An 18,841-nucleotide genomic window follows, 5' to 3' on the forward strand; every position below is an offset into this window, starting at 1 on the left:
GGCTGTTCCACGCCTCGACCAGATCGCGGGTGTCAAGCCTGCCAGAGATCAGGTCGCGCTCCAGATCAAAGCGCAGCATGATGTGCAGGTTGTACTGGATTTCATCCGCCTCTGTCCGGATAAAGCCCGGCGTGACGCGGTTCACGGTGGCATAGAACGCATCGGGATCGCTGATGTTCAGCCCGTCGAAGGCTTCGTCCATGCGGGTGAACAGCCAGCCGGCAAAGGCGCGGCCTCGGCCCATCTGGTTTTCATAGATGCGGCTCTGGCTTTCGTGAACGCCCATCGAAACGCCCCGGCCCAGGGGCGTGAAAGCGTAATCGGGATCGATGCCCTGTTCATAGCTGGAATGGCCGACCTCGTGGATGGTCGAATAAAGACAGTTGAACGGGTCCGTCTCGACCACGCGCGTGGTGATGCGGCTGTCCTGCCAGCGGCCGCTGCTGAAGGGATGGACAGCCAGATCGATCCGGCCGCGCGTCCAGTCATAACCAAAGGCCGTGGCGCAGGTTCGTGCCAGACGCAACTGGGTTTCCTGCGGAAAATGGCCCGACAGCGCCTGCGGCTGCCGGTCCGCGCCCAGCACGTCCTCGCGCAGTGCCACCAGCCGGGGCCGCATGGCGTCGAACAGGGACGCGATCTTCGCGCCGGTCATGCCGGGCTCGTAATCGTCCAGCAGCGCGTCATACAGGTCACCGCCATCGGCCAGGGAGGCGGCCTCTTCGCGCTTGAGCATCAGGACCTGGTCCAGCGTCGGCAGGAAATCCTCGGGTGCGTCCTTGGCCCGGGCCTCGGCCCAGATGCCCTGTGCCAGCGAGGTCAGGCGCGCCAGTTCCGACGCCAGGCGCGCGGGCACGCGGCTGGTGCGTGCAAAATCGCGGGCGATCAGCTGTACCGCGCGCTGGTCGGCAGGCGTCTGCGGATCGGCCGCTTCAAGCCATTCTCCAATGCGCGGGTCGATGCGGCGCTCGTGCAGGACTTCCTCCATCGCACCCATTTCCTCGGCGCGCTGTTCGGCGGCGCCGCGCGGCATCACCGTTTCCTGATCCCAACCCAAACGCTCGGCCACCGAGGACAGGGCTTCGGTCTGGCGCTGAAAGGCCAGCAGATCGGTCAGTGCACTCATCGCTTGGCTCCGCGGATCGAGGTTTCAACAGGGTAGCGTGCGTGATGACGTGCCCGCAGGATCAGACAGAACAGGATGACCGCCCCCAACTGGTGCGTCAGCGCCAGATCCAGTGGCGAGGCGTGGATCACGTTCATGATGCCCAGCCCGATCTGCGCCGCCACCGCCACAATCATCACGGTAAAGGCGCCACGCGTGACCGGATGGGGCGAGCGGCGCGCGCGCAGCCAGACGACCACGGCAAAGATCGCCAGCAGATATCCGGTCATGCGGTGGATGATCTGCACCAGCGCCGGGTTCTCGAAGAAGTTGCGCCAGCCCAGCGTCCCGTCCCAGATGGCGGACGGGATCCACTCGCCGCCCATGGTGGGCCAGCCGGTATACATGCGGCCCGCGTCGATCCCGGCGACCAGCGCGCCCAGCAGAATCTGCAGGAAGGTCAGGTGCAAAAGGCCCGTGGACATCGAAAACAGCTTGGCCTCGCCCGCGCGGCGCGCGCGCAGCAGTTCGGCTTCGGTGCGCGACAGCTGCAGGACATACCAGGCGATCAGGCCCAGGATCACAAAGGCAATGCCCAGATGCGTCGCCAGCCGATAGGAGGCAACGCGGGTCATCCCCTCGACCAGGCCTGAACTGACCATCCACCAGCCGATCGCGCCCTGCAGCCCGCCCAGTGCACCCAAGACCAGAAGACGCGGCGCCCAGCCGGCCGGCAGCCGCTTGGTCAGCCAGAAGAACAGAAAGCCCGCAGCCCAGACCAGACCAACAAGGCGGCCCAGCAGGCGGTGGCCCCATTCCCACCAATAGATCTGCTTGAATTCGGCCAGGGACATGCCCCGGTTGACTTCCTGATACTGCGGGATCTGGCGATAAGCGTCGAATTCACCCTGCCAGTCGGCCGCGTTCATCGGCGGGATGGCGCCCGTCACCGGCGCCCATTCCGTGATCGACAGGCCCGACCCCGTCAGGCGCGTGGCGCCGCCCACGACGATCATCGCCAGAACCATCGCGAACAGCACCATCAGCCAGATCTTGATCGCGCGCCGGGCGCCCTTGGGGCGGCTGTCGATCATGCCGGTGGTCTGGACGGGGCGGGCTGCGGTCGGGTCCGAGACTTCCTGGAAGACAGGTCGCTTGGCCATCGCGGGGCTCCTTTCGGGCGGAGGTTAGGGGGCGCCTAGCGGCGGGTCAACTGCCGCAGCATGCCGTGCAGGATGCGGACATCGCCCCGCGTCAACGCGAGCCGCGCCCACATGTTGCGCAGGTTCAGCCGCATCGAAGCGGCCTTTGTTTCGGGAAAGAAGAAGCCGGCCTCGACCAGCTTTTCATCGTAATGATCGCCCAGCCGTTCGATCTCGACCCGGTCGGCCGGTTCCTCTGCCTCGCTGCGGCGGGCGTGGGGGGCAGGTTCCGGCGGCAGGATCTCGCGCCCATACTCGTAGCCCATCAGCAGCACGGCCTGCGCCAGGTTCAGCGACGGAAAGTCCGGGTTCACCGGCACCGTCACGATGGCATTGGCACGCGCAATGTCGTCGTTTTCAAGACCGGTCCGTTCGGGCCCGAAGATGATCGCGCTGCGTCCCGGACGCGCCCGCGCCTCGGTCATGGCGGTGGCGGGCGTATAGACCGGCTTGGTCAGCTCGCGTCCGCGCGCGGTAGTGGCATAAGCGTATTCCACCCCCTCCATCGCATCGGCCAGCGTCGGATAAACCTTGGCCTGGTCCAGCACCCGGCCCGCCGCGCCCGAGGCCATGGCGACGGCCTTGGGGTTGGGCCAACCATCGCGCGGATCGACCAGCCGCATCTCGGTCAGGCCGAAATTCAGCATGGCGCGCGCGGCGGCGCCGATGTTTTCGCCCATCTGGGGGCGAACCAGGATGATGACGGGTTCACGTTCGAATTGCATGATCGTCGCATTAGTCCGTCTGGCGGCGGCGGGCAAGCTGCGCTATCTGCGACAAAAGGAGACGCGCCATGACCGATGCCCCGCAACTCTATCTGATGACCCCCGCCGGTGCGCAGGCCTCGGCGCTGGCGCCGATGCTGGCCGAGGTGATGGACCGCTTTGCTCCCGCCTGCCTGCGCATCCGCGGCGGCGCCGAGGAGGACGAGCTCGGCCGTCTGGCCGATCTGGCGCGCGAGATCGCGCATGCTCGCGACGTGGCCGTCGTCATCGACGACCATATCAAGCTGGCGCAGCGCCACGGGCTGGACGGGGTTCACCTGACCGATGGCGCCCGCAGCGTCCGTTACGCCCGCAAGGAACTGGGCGACGACGCCATCGTCGGCGCCTTTTGCGGTTCCTCGCGGCATGAGGGCATGACGGCAGGCGAGAACGGGGCAGACTACGTGGCCTTTGGCCCGATCAGCGATTCGGCCCTTTATCGGGGGGAACCGGCAACGCTGGGCCTGTTCGAATGGTGGTCGGAAACCATCGAGGTTCCGGTCGTGGCCGAAGGCTCGATCACGCGTGACCTGATCCAGCAATTGTCGCCGATTGCCGATTTCATCGCCTTGGGTCCCGAGATCTGGACCCATGACGATCCGGTCAGCGCGCTGTCCCAGTTGTGGGGCTGACGCGCCGCTAGAGCAGCACCGGCGTCCGGTCACCCGCCACAAAACGACGCAGCACCGCCGGGTAAAGGCGGTGCTCCTGCACCAGAACGCGTGCGGCCAGACTGTCCGCCGTATCCTTCGGCAAAATCGGCACGCGAGCCTGACCCAGCATCGGCCCTTCGTCCAGTTGCGGCGTGACCAGATGGACGGTGGCCCCCGCTTCGTCATCGCCAGCCTCGATGGCGCGGGCATGGGTGTGCAGGCCCGGATATTTCGGCAGCAGGGAGGGGTGGATGTTCAGCATCCTGCCTGTGAACCGTTCCACGAAGTCAGACGTCAGGATGCGCATGAACCCGGCAAGGCAGATGATGTCAGGCTTGGCTGCCAGCAGAGGTTCCAGCAGCGCCGCCTCGAATCCCGCACGGTCGCGGGGAAAGCGGCGATGATCCACCGCCGTCACAGGAACACCCAGAGCGGCGGCGCGGGCCAAACCGGCCGCATCCGGATCGTTCGAAGCGACCAGAACCGGGCGGGCCGGATGGTCGCCGGCCATATCTTCGACCAGCCGCAGCATGTTCGAGCCGCCGCCGGAGATGAGAATGGCAACCCGTGTCACGCAAGCCTGCCCGAATAGCGGATGCCGGCGCCTTCGGTCACGGTGCCCAGACGATGCACCGTCTCGCCTTGCCCCGACAACAGATCGGACAACGCGTCCGCGCGATCGGCAGCGACAATCACGATCATCCCGATGCCGCTGTTGAAGGTCTTCAGCATCTCGGCCTGCTCGATCCCGCCCGCCTCGCTCAGCCAGCGGAAGACCGGCGGCAGCGACCAGGAGGTGAGGTCGATATCCGCACCCAGATCCTTGGGAAGGACGCGCGGCAGGTTTTCGGTCAATCCGCCGCCGGTGATATGGGCCAGCGCATGCACCCCGCCCGCCCGGATCGCCGCCAGCGCCGGCTTCACGTAAAGACGCGTCGGCACCAGCAGCGCCTCGCCCAAGGACCCTTCGTTGAAGGGCGAAGGATCGGCCCAGCCCAGTTCGGCCCGTTCCGCGACCTTGCGCACCAGCGAGTATCCGTTCGAATGTACGCCATCCGAAGCGAGACCCAGCAGTACGTCCCCCTGCGCCACGCCGGCCGGCAGTGCGGTACCGCGCTGCATCGCGCCCACGGCAAAGCCTGCAAGATCGAAGTCGCCGTCATGGTACATGCCCGGCATCTCGGCCGTCTCGCCGCCGATCAAGGCGCAGCCTGCCGCCTGGCAGCCGCGGGCAATTCCCTCCACGACTCGCGCCCCTTCGTCCACCGACAGCTTTCCCGTGGCGAAGTAATCCAGGAAGAACAGCGGCTCCGCCCCTTGGCACACGAGGTCGTTGACACACATGGCGACCAGATCCTGCCCCAGCCCGTCCAGATGGCCCGTGTCGATCCCGATGCGCAGCTTGGTTCCTACGCCATCGGTGGCTGCAACCAGGACCGGATCGTCATAGCCTGCCGCCTTCAGGTCGAACAACGCCCCGAACCCGCCCAGCGCATCCATCACACCGGGCCGTGCGGTCGCGGCGGCGGCTGGCTTGATACGCTCGACCAGCGCATTTCCGGCGTCGATATCGACGCCTGCGTCACGATAGCTGATCCCGTTCTTCGTCATGATGGCCCCCGGCTGATATCGCGTTCCCGATAGCGGAAGGCTGACCCCGGGGCAACGCCCAAGCGCTTGACCCGCGCGCGTCCTCGCATTAGGCAGAGGCACGCTGCGGGCCTGTAGCTCAATGGTCAGAGCAGGGCGCTCATAACGCCTTGGTTGGGGGTTCGAGTCCCTCCGGGCCTACCACAACCCTGTTAATAGGCTATTTCCAGAGTTTTTTGGCATTTTACCGCTAAAGGGAGCTCTCTTAGCCCTTGTTCCGCAGCAAGACGCGGGCGCTGCAGTCCCCTTGCATTTGCAGAGGACCCCGCCTCAGTCAGCTTTTCTGTCCGGCCCGGCAAGGCTGCTTGCACAGATTCTCCAGCCTCTGGGTTCTTGAAGGCGCACGGGACAGCTTTGATCGGAGATTGGCAAGGGCACCACGAAGACCTGAAACGGCCTCAGCGGATGTGGAGGGTACCCAAGCTTTCGCAGGGCGCGTCGGCTGCGAAATGCCGGCAACAAGATGTGGTTCAATGGGCTTGGCAGGTCTGCAGATATCCGATTGCCTGAAGCAGCGCACCTGCCGTGCCGCCAGCCTGGTCCGGAACACGATCTTTCGCTGCAACGGCGACTGATCTGCCGCGATCAATCGGATCATCGTGAAGTTCAGTCTGGTCCGGTTGCGCCTCCTTTTCAGGCGCCGCAACTGGACCAGCTAAACTATACCCCGCTTTCCGATGACAAGGCAACAGAATGGTGGTGTTTGTTGAAAACCGGTCCTGCAAAAACGAATGCCGGCGGCAAAAAATGTACAGGGCGGGTATCTCTCCATGCAAGGTTCGCCTGCCCACGACACCGCAGCAATCAGCGGCCGCTCAACGTGCCATAAAACCGGCGCAATGCCCGCAAGCCATCGTGCCAAGATATCAAGATGTAGAACGGGACTTGCGTCTGGGCATCCTAGTTCAATCGCAGCCTGCCACAAAAATCGAGAAAGGCGCTCAGGGCAGCGGTGACAAGCTTACGACTCGAATACATCAGATGCACCGGAACACCGGGCAGTTCATAATCCGACATGATCGGGACAAGAAGGCCCTGCTTGACGTCGTCGGCCACCTGAAACTCCGGTGCCAATGCAATTCCCTGCCCCTCGATCGCCATCAGGCGCAACAGTTCGTTGCTGTTGCTGGAAAAAGACGGGTCTATCTTCTGATAGATGACCTCCTCGCCCCGCCTCAATGGCCACGTGCCCGCGCCTCTCAGGTTGGTATAGTGCAGGCAGGCGTGCTGGCGCAGCTCCACGGGTCGCGCCGGAGTCCCGCATCGCGCGATATAGGCGGGCGAGGCGACCAGCAGTATGCGTGCATCGTGCAGCCGACGGGCATGCAGCGCACTGTCCTCCAGCGATCCGATCCGGATGACCGCATCAAGCCCGCTGCGGGTGAAATCGGCACGGCTGTCTTCGAGAAGGACGTCCAGCTGGATGTCAGGGTATTCCTCCATGAAGCGCAGCAAGTGCGGTTGAAAAACCTTCAGCATGTACTGCACGGGGGCGCCCAGCTTCAGCGGTCCTGCGGGCCGATTCAACGTGGCTCGCACGGCCTCGGCCGCAGTGTCCAGGCGGAGCAGGATCTCCGAAAGTTCCGAGTAGAAGCCAAGGCCCGTTGCTGTCGGGGTGACGACCCGGGTCGTGCGTGTCAGCAACCGTGCGCCCAGATCGGCCTCCAGATCGACGATCAGCTTGCTGCACATGCTGGTGGAAACACCCACGCGCCTTGCCGCTGCGGAAAAGCTGCCTTCTTCGATGATCGCGGCAAACGCGCGCAAAGCCTTCAGCTCCAACTTCGTCTCCCGTCCGGCTGACCCTGCCCGCCAATGTCACTAAAAGACCGCCGGCCTGCGAGGCGCGGCGGTCTTTGTGCATAACCGGCAAAAGCCGGCAGGATCAATTGTCGCCGCGGTTGGAAAAACGATTGTTTTGCGCAACAGGGCCATGACCCACCACAGTAACGGTCACGAGGTCCGAAGCCTTGAGACCGGCAACGCTCAGTTCCCTGACAGACATGACGGTGCCGGCAGGAACTTGGGTCGTTTCAACTGCATCTGCCTGGCGCACGGGTGCCAGGTCGGGACGCTCGTGCGAAGGAGCAGCCGCCTGGGCAGCAGTGACGAGGCTCAGCGACGCGATCAAAAATGCAAAGGTCTTCATTTTCTTTTCCTTGATAAACGAAATGAATGTTTTTCCGGTCACCATTACCTAACCCTTTGCCGTATCTAGGATTAGATATGGATTATCGCATTGACTGTTTCCTGTAGTGACACAATGGGCAGCATGAGAGCGGAAGGCCACGGTGGCTGTTCAGTTCGGCACGACAGGCGTTCAAAGCGTCCGGGCCTGCCGGCAGGCATCGAATTTGGGAACAGTCCGATGCCCCCAATGATCCCGGAACACGGTCGCGCAGCCACATCGCGCCATTCTGCCAACTTCCGCCGGCAGGACAGGGGTCGGCACCTGGTAGCGCCTGTTTCCCGCAAAAGGGGGAAGAGGCTTTGTGCTGCGGCCAGAAAGACCGGAATTCTCGGTTTGACGCTGCCCACCCGCGCGCTAGGCTATCGCAACAACGACATTGGGGCAGGTAATGGATTTCATGGCGAAGGCCACTTCTCTCGTGGGTGGTACGATGGTGCTGTTGCGGCGTTTCGGCGCCCCCACGACCAAGGCTGTCGGCGAGGCTCCGGCGATACCCGAGGCCAGAAAGCAGGGCATCATGACCCTGAAGATGCCGACCGCAAAAGGTTGGGCCCCCGGCCACGTGCCCGAGGTGGCGCAGGGCCTCAAGGTCAATGCCTTTGCTTCGGGTCTGGATCATCCGCGCTGGATCGAGGTGCTGCCCAACGGAGACGTGCTGGTAGCCGAATCCAAGGAGCAACCGTCCCCTCCCAAAACGTTGATGGATCACGCGACCCAGGCCACCATGCGACGGGCCAAGGCTATCGGGGTCAGTGCCAACCGCATCACGCTGTGGCGCGACAGCGACGGCGACGGAGTGGCCGAAACAAGGGAAGTGTTTCTGGACGAACAGAACCAGCCCTTCGGCATGGCCTTGGTCGATGGCACCTTTTACGTCGGCAATACCGACGGCATCGTTGCCTTCGCTTATTCCGACGGGGCGACGCGGCTGTCCGGACCAGGCCGAAAGCTTGTGGATTTCAAGCCGGGCGGCCATTGGACACGCAGCCTCATCACGTCGCCCGATCGCAGAAAGATCTATGCGGGTGTCGGGTCGCTCAGCAATATCGGCGACCACGGCTTCGAGGCCGAAGAAGGACGTGCCGCGATCTGGGAACTCGATCTGGCCAGCGGCAAGGCCCGGATCTTTGCCTCGGGGCTGCGCAACGCGGTGGGCATGGCATGGGAGCCGGAAACCGAAACGCTCTGGACGGTCGTCAACGAGCGCGACGGTTTGGGGGACGAGACGCCGCCGGACTACCTGACCTCGGTTCGGGACGGCGGTTTCTATGGCTGGCCCTATTCCTATTGGGGAAAGACCGTTGACGATCGTGTCGTGCAGGATCCTGACCTGGTGGCGCGGGCGATCACACCCGACTATGCCTTGGGCGGTCACACCGCGTCGCTGGGGCTGTGCTGGATGCCGGAAGGCACGCTGCCCGGCTTTCCCGACGGGATGGTCATCGGACAGCACGGGTCCTGGAACCGCTCCACCCTCAGCGGTTATCGGGTGATCTTTGTTCCGTTCAGGAACGGCAAGCCCTCCGGCCCTCCCCGGGACATCCTTTCGGGCTTTCTGTCCGACGACGAAAAGACCGCCTATGGGCGCCCTGTCGGCGTTGCCCTGGGGGCGGACGGCGCATCCCTGCTGGTCGCGGATGATGTGGGCGATGTCATCTGGCGGGTAACGGCCGCCTGAGGGCCAGAGTCAGGACCGGGAAGAACACGCAAACATCTGGGTGAACAAGGGTGGCGCAGGAACCAGGCGCCACCCTGCCTCTTGCCAAGCCAATGTCCCTCGTAACATCGGGAGGGCACTGCACATTCGCCCAGCGCAGTGCCTGCTCAGCCTTCGCGCATTAAGGCCGCACATTCGGCAGGCGTTTCGGTTACAGAAGTCAAGAATGTTCCGGGCAACGCATATTTGCCTTAGTCACAGGCATACTGGAAAACCTGCCGTCCCTCTCCCGCGGGCCCGCCGTTACCCAGTGAACATCCGCGCTGGCTGCGCAGAAGGTAGTCCAGCGCTGCCGCCCGGTATTCGAGATCGGGGTCGGTCACACCACCCGACACGGAGACGATGGCCAGTTTGCCCTGCTGGTCCGAGATGCTCCATGTCTTTCCGTTGTGCCGGTGGGTCGTTGCTCCGCCCAGATCTGCCAATTGTGTTGTGCCGCATCCAGCCAGACACAGCATTCCGATCATCAGGATTTTCATTCCGCCCTCGTTCTTTTTGGTGCGCCGTTCAAAGCAGTTTCTGCCATTCTTGGTGACAGCACGGTCGCGCGAGAAAGGAAGCCCTTCCGCAAGGGCCGGGTTGCCAATGCGGCTCGGATTTCGACCCGGCAAATGGGTCAACTTTTCGTGATCGGAGCAGGCACTTCAGGTCACGATCAGCAACTCGGCCGTTATGCAAACGGCGTTCAGCCCCTTGGCCAAGTCTCCTTGCGCAACTGTTCCGTCATCCCCTGTCGCCACCACCTGCAAGGCGACGCGGCCACGGCACAGGCGGCCGTTCACGATGAGTATTTCGGCGGCATCGCAGTTCAACGTGCTGCCGTCCGAGAAGCCGGCCCCCACAAGACTGCCCAAACCTTCGATCACCGCACCGTCCGGCAGTTTCATTTCATCGAGCACCGTCACCAGATCCTCGTTGGGACGGATGCGGCACAGATGGGCGCGCCTCCCTTGGGGCAGAGCCTTTGCAGCATGAAGGGCGAAAACGGGAAACCGGGTTTCGGGATCGTCATGGACCTCAAGATGCGCGCCGGTCAGGCCCCATCCGGTGATTGTGCAATCCTGTCCGATCACACTCTCGTCCGCCCGAAGATGTCCTGCCGCCAGCTGCCCGCACTGGTCGCGCCACAGCCCGTGGCCGTGACAGAAGGGCTGGCCGTCGCGCAGGCCAAGATGAATTCCTCCGGCCTCGATCCGGCACGGGGCCTTCGTCCGTGTGTCACTGTACCACGCCACACGCCCGTCCCCCGGTGCAGCAGCGGGAATGACATAAGCCAGATGCGTCATCTCCAGCCCGTCCAGCCGCAGATACCCTGCCTCATATCCTGCAGCGGCCAATGCCGATGCCACGGCATCCGCCACGGTTCTGCCAGCGCGCAGGATCAGCGACACCGGATGCGCCCGACAGTCGACAGTCTGGACGCGCGGCGACAGGACCGGACCAGGGTGGCGCAATCGCCGCATGTTCAGGATGCCGGGACGGGCCATTGGCCGCGGCGGATCAGTTCTTCCCGGATCATCTTGCGGGTGATCTTGCCATAGGCCGACTTCGGCAAGGCAGCCCAGAACAGCACCTGACGCGGCAGCTTGTAGCGCGCCATCCCCTTCTCCAGCCAGTCGGTGATGGCCTGAGGATCGGGAGCGGCACCGGGCCGCGCGACGCAAACGGCCAGCCCGGTTTCCCCCCAGACGGCGTCCGGGGCGCCCAGAACGATGGCTTCGGCCAGATCGGGATGCATCAGCAGCTTTTCCTCGATCTCGCGCGGGTAGATGTTCGACCCCCCAGAGATGTACATGTCTGACGCACGTCCCGTCAGGTACAGGAACCCTTGGGCATCCATGTGCCCCAGATCGCCCGTCAGGAACCAGCCGTCACGAAAGCTCGCAGCATTGGCGTCGGGATTGTCGTGGTAACCCGCAAATACGGCCGGTCCGATGACGGCGATCTCTCCGGTCTCGCCCGGGGGAAGCTCTTGTCCCGCCGCATCCTGCACCTGCACCTGCATGCCGGTCCGTGCCAGCCCGCAGGTGCCGATCCGCATGACATCGTCATCGGCGGAGTGATGCGCCGGCGGCAGGACGGTGATGTTGCCGGTCACCTCGCCCAGGCCGAAATACTGCACCAGAACCGGGCCCAGCTTGTCCAGTGCGCGCACCTGGTCGGCGCGGTACATCGGCGCCCCCGCATAGACGACATGGCGCAGGCTGGAATGATCGAAGCGGTCCACCGCCTCGTGCTCGACTAGCAGCTTCACGATGGTGGGCACGGTGAACATGTTGGTCACGCGGTGATGCTGGACCAGCGCCCATATTTCAGCCGGGTCGAACCGCTCACCCTCGGGAAGGATCGAGGGGACGCCGCGGGCCACCTGCGTCAGCATGTGGATGCCCGCCCCGTGCGACAAGGGCGCGACGACCAGCGAGGCATCGGATTCTGTCGTTCCGGGCATCAAGTCGCACAGGTGGTTGGTGACGACAAAGGCCATCTGCCCATGGGTCAGGACGGCCGCCTTGGGCTTGCCCGTCGTGCCGGAGGTAAAGAAGAACCAGCAAGGGTCGTCCCGCTCGACCGCGACCTCGGTCGGCATCCGGCCCTCGTGGCGGGTGACCAGCGTCTCGTAGTCGGTCGCGAAATCCGAAGCCCCGATTGAGATGACAGCCTCGACCGCTCCCTTGCAGGCAGCGGCATGTTCGGCGAACTCCGCACCGCACAGCATCAGCCGCGCGCCCGAAGATTGCGCCAGAAAGGCCAGCTCGTCCGGCGACTGGCGAAAATTGGCGGGCACCCAGACGGCACCGACCCGCCAGCAGGCGAACATCGCCTCGATCATCGGCTGGCCGTTGGCCGATTGCACCAGCACGCGGTCCCCCTTGCGCAGGCCATGGTCGCGGACCAGCGCCTCGGCAAAGGCGCCGGATCGGGCCTGCATCCGTGCCCAGGTGCTGCGCGTCTCGCCCCGGATCAGGCCGGGCGCATCGGGCAGGCGGCGGGCATTCTGGGTCAGAAGGTGGCACAGGTTCATCACCCGGGTCGAGATGGGCGTCACGCTCATTTCACCCGCTCCAGGATCGAGACATAGTTGGTCACCGCCGCGCCGCCCATGTTGAAGACCCCGGCCATCGTGGCTCCGGGCAGCTGCATCTCGCCCGCCTCCTCGGCCAGCTGCATTGCCGCCATGACATGCATCGAGACACCGGTGGCCCCGATCGGGTGACCCTTGGACTTGAGCCCGCCCGACAGGTTCACCGGCAGGCGGCCCCCGCGCGCGGTGATGCCCTCGCGGATAATGCGATGCCCCTGCCCCGGCTCGGCCAACCCCATTGCCTCGTATTCCAGCATCTCGGCTATGGTGAAGCAGTCATGCGTTTCGACCAGCGAAAGGTCCTCCAGCGTCACGCCGGCGCGTTCCAGCGCCTGCGTCCAGGCCGCGCGCGCGCCCCGGAACTCCAGCACGTCGCGGCGCGACAGGGCCATGACGTCATTCGCCTGCGCCCGCGCCCGGAAGGCGATGGCGCGCTGCAGGCCAGCCGCCGTTTCCGCATCGGCCAAGACCAGAGCGGCGGCGCCATCGGACACCAACGAACAATCCGTCCGCCGCAGCGGTCCCGCCACATGCGGATTGCGGTCCGAGACGGTGTTGCAGAAGCCAACACCCAAATCCTTGCGCATATGGGCGAAGGGGTTCGCCAGACCGTTGGCATGATTCTTGGCGGCGATCATGGCCAGTTCTTCGGACCGATCGCCATGACGTTGGAAATAGCGGGCCGCGATCTGGCCAAAAAGGCCTGCAAAGCCTGCATCGACCGCGGCCTCCTCGCGGCGATAGCTGGCGCCCAGCAGGATGTCGCCCACGTCGGCGGTGGGCGTTGCCGTCATCTTTTCCGCCCCCACGACCAGCGCGATGCGCCCCCGTCCGGCCGCGATGAAGTCCATCGCGCCGAACAGGGCGGCGGAGCCGGTCGCACAGGCATTCTCGTATCGCGTGGCCGGGACCTGGGCCAGGTCCGGATGGCCCATCCCCACCAGCGCCGCATGAAAGTCCTGGCGCGAGAAGCCGTTGTTGAAGACGCCGACGAAGATGCCATCCACATCGCCCGCGGCAACGCCTGCGTGATCCAGCGCCGGCGCGATCACCGCGCTCATCAGCGCCTCGGTGTCCTCAAGCGGCGAGCGGCCGAATTCGCCATGGGCCCAGCCGACGATCACGGGTTCGTTCATGTGTGTTTCCCCTTCTTCGGCGCCAGATGCGCCAGATGACGTTCGATGCGCGCCGCCTCGGCCTGCAGACGGGCCAGCAACTCGGGCTGGCGGTCGTCGCGCATCCGGCTTTCGACGGCGGCGAGAGACAGGGCGCCGGCAAGACGGCTGTCCGGGTGACGCAGGGCAATGCCCATGCCCCAGGATCCTTCAAAGATCAGTCCGGGATTGAGGGCGTGGCCCCGCGCCCGCGTCCGGGCCACCTGTTCGACCAGATCACCGGGGCGCAATTGCGGATAGCCTTGGGCAAGGTGATCGGCATTGGCCCGCAAGACCGACTGAACCTCGTCATCCGGCAAGGCCGCCAAAATTGCCAGCGACCCGGCCCCGACGCCCAGGGGATGCCGTTGCCCGGGCAGCAGCACGTGCGTGCGGATGGGAAAGGCACCGTCCTGCCGCGCAAGGCACAGCGAGGATGCACCCTGACGGACCGACAGGATCGCGGCATCCCCGGTATCCTGCGCCAGCCGCATCAGACTTTCGGCCGCAAGGCGCTGCAACCCCGGACGCTCGGCCGCCAAGGCACCCAGGACATGCGCCTCGTCACCCAGGTGATACAGCCGCGTGGCAGGCTCCTGCTCGACCATGCCGGACCGGATCAGCGCCAGCAGCAGCCGGCGCACCGTCGCCTTGTTGAGGCCTGACCCCGACACCAGCACCGACAGCCCGACCCCCTCGGCCGGCCCCCGGGCAATCATGCCCAGGAGGGACAGCGCCCGATCGACGCTCTGCGTCCCGCTGGCGGCAGTTTCGTCGTGGTCCATCATGTGGACTGGTTGCATGGCTTCGGCATGGCTTTTCCTGCTGCTTGACGGCAGCATCCCGCAACGAAGACAACAAGTGCAAGATTAAACTTGCCATCGCAGGAAAGGGCGGTTCATCATGTGAACCAATGCCACGGGAGGGTGGCCAGCACAGGCGCGGGATCGCGTCGCCACGAGGGGAACCGGATGACATTCGCGGGATGGAAGACCTTGGCCGCCACAACGGCATTGGCAGGACTGATGGGCCTTGCCCCGGCTGCCGCGGAAACGCTGCGCTTGTCGCATAACACGGGCGACGGCACGACATGGCAGAAGGGTGCCGAGAAGTTCGGGGAAATCCTGTCCGAGCGTACCGAAGGCGAACTGGAGGTGCGCGTTTTCCCCAATGCCCAGCTGGCCGGAGGCGACCAGATGCGGCAAGCCGACATGGTGGGGCGCGGCGCGCTCGATCTTGTGGTCACCTCGGCCATCAACGTGACACCGCTTGTGCCGGAAATGGCGGTTTTCTCGCTGCCTTATCTTTATGCGGATTATGATCAGGTCGATGCCACGACGGCCGAAGGCGGACCTGCCGACATGCTGGCCGGCATCCTCGAGGAAAAGGGCATCATCGTGCTGGCCTGGGGCGAGAACGGCTTTCGCGAAGTGACCAACAACACGCGGCCCATCAAGTCGCCCGAGGACATGCGCGGGCTGAACATGCGCGTGGCAGGCCCGATGTATATCGACGTGATGAACGCCTTGGGTGCCAACCCCCAGCAGATGCAATGGACCGAAACCATGACCGCCCTGCAGCAGGGTGTCGTGGACGGGCAGGAAAACCCCATCGGCGCGGTGATCATCCCCCAGCAGGTCTATGAGGTGCAGAAGTACCTGACCACCTGGCATTATTCCTATGATCCGATCTTTCTGGGCATATCGAAGGCCAAGTGGGACAGCTATGATCCCGAAATGCAGGCAACGCTGCGCGAAGCCGCACAAGAGGCGATGACGTGGCAACGTCAGATCACCCGTGAAGGAACGGCGGAAGGCCTGGGCTTTCTGCGCGACCACGGGATGGATGTTTATGAGCCGACGCAGGACGAGATTGCCGCCTTTCGCGAGGCCACCCGCCCGGCCTTTGACCAATGGGCCGAGCGTGTCGGACCTGAAATCGTGGGCGCCTTCCAGCAGGCGATCGACGGCGCCAACTGATCCTAGGCGCGGGCCTTTGCGGCCCGCCTTCCGTCCCGGACGAGGTTCCCATGCTGGCTTTCCTGTTGCGCGATGCTGAAAAGCTGGCTTGCGCGGTGCTGTTCATGGCCATGGCGCTGATCGGCTTTGCCAATGTGGTGGTCCGCTATGTCACCCATTACTCGCTGGCCTCGACCGAGGAGTTGCTGACCAACGGCTTTCTTCTGCTGACGGTGTTGGGCGCAGCCATCGCGGCGCGCCAGGGGCAGCATCTTGCCGTCACGGCATTGGTCGACAGGATGCCGCGTCCGCTGCGGGTGCCGTTCTTCCTGCTGTCTGTGATCCTGTCCATGGGCCTGCTGCTGATCTCGGCATGGCTGGCATGGAATGCGCTGGTGACGCTTCACGACAACGGCCTGCGGTCCTATGCCTTGGGCATTCCGGCCTGGTATTATCAGGCCGGGGTGCCCTTCGGCTTTCTGCTGATCGCCCTTCGCTTCCTTCAGTACAGCGCCGAGGAACTGCGCCGGATGCGGATGGAACATCGCGATGCCTGAGATCCTGACAAGCGTTCCCGCCGGTACGCAGATGATCCTGCTGTTCTTCTTGGCACTGGCGCTGCGCGTGCCGGTGGCCTTCGCCCTTGGCCTGTCAGCGGTCTATGCGATGTGGCGCATCGGTTTCGGGCTGGATCTGGCAGGCGACCTGATCACGGCCGGGGTCGCGCGCTATTCCCTGCTGGCGATCCCCTTCTTCATTCTGGCGGGTGCCCTGATGGGCAGCACGGGCATTGCCGAGCGGATGATCCGCTTCTTCCGCATTTTGGTCGGCGGCCTGCCCGGGGGCATGGGCGTGGTGGGCACCGTCGTATGCCTTTTCTGGGGGGCGGTCAGCGGATCCGGCCCGGCTTCGGTCGCTGCCATCGGACCGATGATCATCAAGGGCATGGAAGAGGACGGCTATGACCGCGCCCATGCCGCCGGCCTCGTCTGCGCAGGGGCGGCACTGTCGATTGTGATTCCGCCATCGATCGGGCTGGTGCTTTACGGCGTGATCGCCGAAGTCTCCATTTCGCAGCTGTTCATCGCGGCAATCCTGCCCGGGCTGTTCATGGGGCTGACCATGATCGTTGTCCTGCCGCTGCTGCCCCGCCGCGGCAGCGCCACGGGGGCCGGGCTGGCGGCGCTGAGCCCGTCTCCCTATGCGGGCCAGTCCTATGGCCGACAGCTGTGGCTGAGCTTTCGCGACAGTTTCTGGGGGTTGATGACCCCGGTGGTGATTCTGGGCGGCATCTATTCGGGCATGTTCACTCCGACGGAGGCGGCCCTGGTCGCCACGGTTTATGCACTTCTGGTCGGCGGTCTGGTGTATCGCAGCCTCACGCTGCGCAGCCTTTACGAAACATTGGCCGAGGCCGCCTCGTCTTCGGCCGTGGTCATGCTGGTGGTGGCCTATGCCGCGCTTTTCGGATGGGTCGTCACGGTCGAGGATCTTGTGGGCACCTATTCCACCGGCCTTCTGAGCATCAGCGACAACCAGTGGGTCATCCTGCTGGTCATCATGCTCATCCTTCTGATCGCCGGCATGTTCATGGACGCCATCACGGTCATGTTCATCACGCTGCCCATCGTGCTGCCGGTGATGCGTGAACTGGGCTGGGATCCGGTCTGGTTCGGCGTCATCGTGATGATCAACCTGGCCATCGGCCTGATTACTCCGCCCGTCGGCATCAATCTTTACGTTGCCGCCAATGTCTCGCGCCTGTCGATCGAACGGGTGGCGGGCGGGGCCTTGCCCTTTCTTCTGACCGGGCTGATCGGTCTGGCCGTGGTTGCGGTCTTTCCCTCGATGTCACTGTTGCTTGTCCAGTGGCTGCGCTGACCCTTTCAGAAAGGACCCCACATGACCGGAAGAACCGCCATCATCACCGGAGCGGCACGCGGTATCGGCCTTGCCACCGCAAGGCTGCTGCATGCCCAAGGCTGGAAAGTGGCCATGATCGACATAGACACGGCCGAAGTCGAAGCTGCCGCGTCTGCCATGGAGGGCGCACTGGCCGTTTCCTGCGATGTTTCGGAACCGGACAGCATCGGCTCCATGGTTGATCGCGTCGCAGACTGGTCAGGACGGATAGATGCGCTTGTGAACAATGCCGGCGTGGCCGATTTTCGGCCCATGGCCGAAACCGATCTGCACATCTGGCGGCGGATCATGTCAACCAATCTTGACGGAGTCTTCCTGACCTCTCAGGCAGTCATCCCGCACCTGCGGCAGACGCGCGGGGCGATCGTCAACATCGCGTCGATCTCGGGGCTTCGGGCCAGCACCCTGCGCGTGGCCTATGGCACCTCCAAGGCGGCAGTGATTCACCTGACGCGGCAACAGGCGGTCGAACTGGGTGAATGGGGTATCCGCGCCAATTGCGTGGCACCAGGCCCGGTCAATACAAAGCTTGCGCTGGCTGTTCATACGCCTGCGATCAGGGCCGCATATCACGACGCCATCCCTTTGAACCGTTACGGGACGGAAGGCGAAATTGCCGAAGCCATTGCTTTTCTATGCTCTGATCGAGCATCCTATATCACTGGACAGGTCTTGGCTGCCGATGGTGGCTTCGACGCTACGGGCGTCGGCCTGCCGGCTCTGCGGTCATCGACGACCGGGTAAACAATTGCGTTTGAAGCAGGGAAAGTCGTCCTGCTAGAGCCGCAACTCATTGCTCTTCCCTGTCGAAAGATGAGGGTTGCGGCGAGGGCTATGGCGGGAAGGAAGATCTTCGGGCCCCTGTCGCGCGGCGCCGCCACAGGCCGCCGGTCCTGAACCTGCCAGACATGATCCCAATCCGGTTGCGCCGGTTGTCACGACGCTTGTGGTGCTTGACGGGTGCGGCACGTCGGTTCCGGCCCGGGATGCGGGGCCTGATGCCCTTGTCCTGCAAGGCCTCCCAATACCACTGGGCCCTCGCTGACCGGCTTGAACCAGTGGCGCCGCGCCGGCGCGATATCCCGCTCGGCGAGCGGCCAGCCGGCCTCGGGGCAGGCCGTTCGGCAAGGCAGCCGCACCGGCATGACCGCTGACGCGCCCGACGGTCATGAAGAACACGATCGGGCGGCCCGGGCGTCTGCGACGGCCTGCAGCGTGGCGTTCCGTTCCCGGGCGACACTGTCTACCGAACCGTTCCCTTTTCCTCGCCCCCCTTTATCCGGCCAGTCCACCTGCCACGCCCCCTTCTTCAACCGCAGACTCGAGCCGCGCGGTGAGCTTCAAGAAAGGGCGCCTCCATCATGACGGTCTTCTGCTTGCTGCCCACGGAGGCCGGCTCTTCCATGATGCGGGCCAAGGCCGCGGTTCGTGGCTGCCCTCGG

General features: G+C 64.4%; 18 protein-coding genes and 1 tRNA gene. 7 read left to right on the forward strand and 12 right to left on the reverse strand.

Features of this window, described 5'->3' with window-relative positions:
* From ACLHHB_RS16770 to ACLHHB_RS16780, 3 genes are all read right to left on the reverse strand, one after another.
* Positions 1-1,126: carboxypeptidase M32 (locus ACLHHB_RS16770; protein ID WP_410219423.1), on the reverse strand; the 1,126-nt coding region annotated here is incomplete at its 3' end.
* Positions 1,123-2,268, reverse strand: coding sequence for a heme A synthase (gene ctaA, locus ACLHHB_RS16775; RefSeq protein ID WP_410219424.1), 1,146 nt, complete (start codon positions 2,266-2,268; stop codon positions 1,123-1,125). The genes ctaA and ACLHHB_RS16770, both read right to left, overlap by 4 nt.
* A 35-nt stretch (positions 2,269-2,303) precedes the next feature.
* Positions 2,304-3,032 (reverse strand): RNA methyltransferase, encoded by a 729-nt coding sequence (locus ACLHHB_RS16780; protein ID WP_410219425.1) that lies wholly within the window; start codon positions 3,030-3,032, stop codon positions 2,304-2,306.
* A 68-nt stretch (positions 3,033-3,100) separates the two neighbouring features.
* Between ACLHHB_RS16780 and ACLHHB_RS16785 the strand changes: the two genes are divergently transcribed.
* Entirely contained in the window at positions 3,101-3,703 is a 603-nt protein-coding gene (locus tag ACLHHB_RS16785) for a thiamine phosphate synthase (protein ID WP_410219426.1), read from the forward strand.
* Between the two features lie 7 nt (positions 3,704-3,710).
* Here ACLHHB_RS16785 and purN read toward each other — a convergent pair whose 3' ends face one another.
* Together purN and purM are read right to left on the reverse strand one after the other, a co-directional pair.
* A complete protein-coding gene (purN, locus tag ACLHHB_RS16790; RefSeq protein ID WP_410219427.1) occupies positions 3,711-4,298 on the reverse strand; it encodes a phosphoribosylglycinamide formyltransferase in 588 nt (195 codons plus the stop codon).
* The gene (purM, locus tag ACLHHB_RS16795) at positions 4,295-5,335 is read right to left on the reverse strand and encodes a phosphoribosylformylglycinamidine cyclo-ligase (RefSeq protein WP_410219428.1); all 1,041 of its coding nucleotides are present in this window, start codon (positions 5,333-5,335) and stop codon (positions 4,295-4,297) included. The genes purN and purM overlap by 4 nt, the downstream gene beginning before the upstream one ends.
* 107 nt (positions 5,336-5,442) lie before the next feature.
* On the opposite strand from purM, the gene ACLHHB_RS16800 reads away from it, so the two are divergent.
* Positions 5,443-5,518 (forward strand) — tRNA-Ile (locus ACLHHB_RS16800).
* A 756-nt stretch (positions 5,519-6,274) separates the two neighbouring features.
* Here the strand turns inward: ACLHHB_RS16800 and ACLHHB_RS16805 are convergent.
* Positions 6,275-7,156 carry a LysR family transcriptional regulator gene (locus ACLHHB_RS16805; protein ID WP_410219429.1) on the reverse strand — a complete coding sequence of 294 codons (882 nt, stop codon included), beginning with the start codon at positions 7,154-7,156 and terminating at the stop codon, positions 6,275-6,277.
* A gap of 103 nt (positions 7,157-7,259) precedes the next feature.
* Positions 7,260-7,568 carry a hypothetical protein gene (locus ACLHHB_RS16810; protein ID WP_410219430.1) on the reverse strand — a complete coding sequence of 103 codons (309 nt, stop codon included), beginning with the start codon at positions 7,566-7,568 and terminating at the stop codon, positions 7,260-7,262.
* A gap of 385 nt (positions 7,569-7,953) precedes the next feature.
* On the opposite strand from ACLHHB_RS16810, the gene ACLHHB_RS16815 reads away from it, so the two are divergent.
* A complete protein-coding gene (locus tag ACLHHB_RS16815) occupies positions 7,954-9,243 on the forward strand; it encodes a PQQ-dependent sugar dehydrogenase (protein WP_410219431.1) in 1,290 nt (429 codons plus the stop codon).
* Between the two features lie 230 nt (positions 9,244-9,473).
* Here ACLHHB_RS16815 and ACLHHB_RS16820 read toward each other — a convergent pair whose 3' ends face one another.
* The 5 genes from ACLHHB_RS16820 to ACLHHB_RS16840 are packed head-to-tail and all read right to left on the reverse strand — an operon-like array spanning position 9,474 to position 14,321.
* Positions 9,474-9,902 carry a hypothetical protein gene (locus tag ACLHHB_RS16820; protein WP_410219432.1) on the reverse strand — a complete coding sequence of 143 codons (429 nt, stop codon included), beginning with the start codon at positions 9,900-9,902 and terminating at the stop codon, positions 9,474-9,476.
* Between the two features lie 24 nt (positions 9,903-9,926).
* On the reverse strand, positions 9,927-10,769 hold the full coding sequence (locus ACLHHB_RS16825; RefSeq protein ID WP_410219433.1) for a hypothetical protein: 843 nt from the start codon (positions 10,767-10,769) through the stop codon (positions 9,927-9,929).
* Positions 10,748-12,334, reverse strand: coding sequence for an acyl-CoA synthetase (locus ACLHHB_RS16830; protein ID WP_410219434.1), 1,587 nt, complete (start codon positions 12,332-12,334; stop codon positions 10,748-10,750). Before ACLHHB_RS16830 ends, ACLHHB_RS16825 begins: the two co-directional genes overlap by 22 nt.
* A complete protein-coding gene (locus tag ACLHHB_RS16835; protein ID WP_410219435.1) occupies positions 12,331-13,500 on the reverse strand; it encodes an acetyl-CoA acetyltransferase in 1,170 nt (389 codons plus the stop codon). The genes ACLHHB_RS16830 and ACLHHB_RS16835 overlap by 4 nt, the downstream gene beginning before the upstream one ends.
* On the reverse strand, positions 13,497-14,321 hold the full coding sequence (locus tag ACLHHB_RS16840; protein WP_410219436.1) for an IclR family transcriptional regulator: 825 nt from the start codon (positions 14,319-14,321) through the stop codon (positions 13,497-13,499). The genes ACLHHB_RS16835 and ACLHHB_RS16840 overlap by 4 nt, the downstream gene beginning before the upstream one ends.
* A gap of 168 nt (positions 14,322-14,489) precedes the next feature.
* On the opposite strand from ACLHHB_RS16840, the gene ACLHHB_RS16845 reads away from it, so the two are divergent.
* From ACLHHB_RS16845 to ACLHHB_RS16860, 4 genes are read left to right on the forward strand one after another with little or no spacing between them, the layout of a single operon-like run.
* Entirely contained in the window at positions 14,490-15,497 is a 1,008-nt protein-coding gene (locus tag ACLHHB_RS16845) for a DctP family TRAP transporter solute-binding subunit (RefSeq protein ID WP_410219437.1), read from the forward strand.
* Between the two features lie 50 nt (positions 15,498-15,547).
* Entirely contained in the window at positions 15,548-16,033 is a 486-nt protein-coding gene (locus ACLHHB_RS16850; protein WP_410219438.1) for a TRAP transporter small permease, read from the forward strand.
* Entirely contained in the window at positions 16,026-17,357 is a 1,332-nt protein-coding gene (locus ACLHHB_RS16855) for a TRAP transporter large permease (protein WP_410219439.1), read from the forward strand. Before ACLHHB_RS16850 ends, ACLHHB_RS16855 begins: the two co-directional genes overlap by 8 nt.
* Before the next feature lie 21 nt (positions 17,358-17,378).
* Positions 17,379-18,143, forward strand: a complete 765-nt coding sequence (locus tag ACLHHB_RS16860; protein ID WP_410219440.1) for an SDR family NAD(P)-dependent oxidoreductase — start codon at positions 17,379-17,381, stop codon at positions 18,141-18,143.
* Positions 18,144-18,841: the final 698 nt, after the last annotated feature.

It is taken from the genome of Paracoccus sp. (in: a-proteobacteria) (assembly GCF_046462195.1).
In the GTDB taxonomy this organism is placed as follows: domain Bacteria; phylum Pseudomonadota; class Alphaproteobacteria; order Rhodobacterales; family Rhodobacteraceae; genus Paracoccus.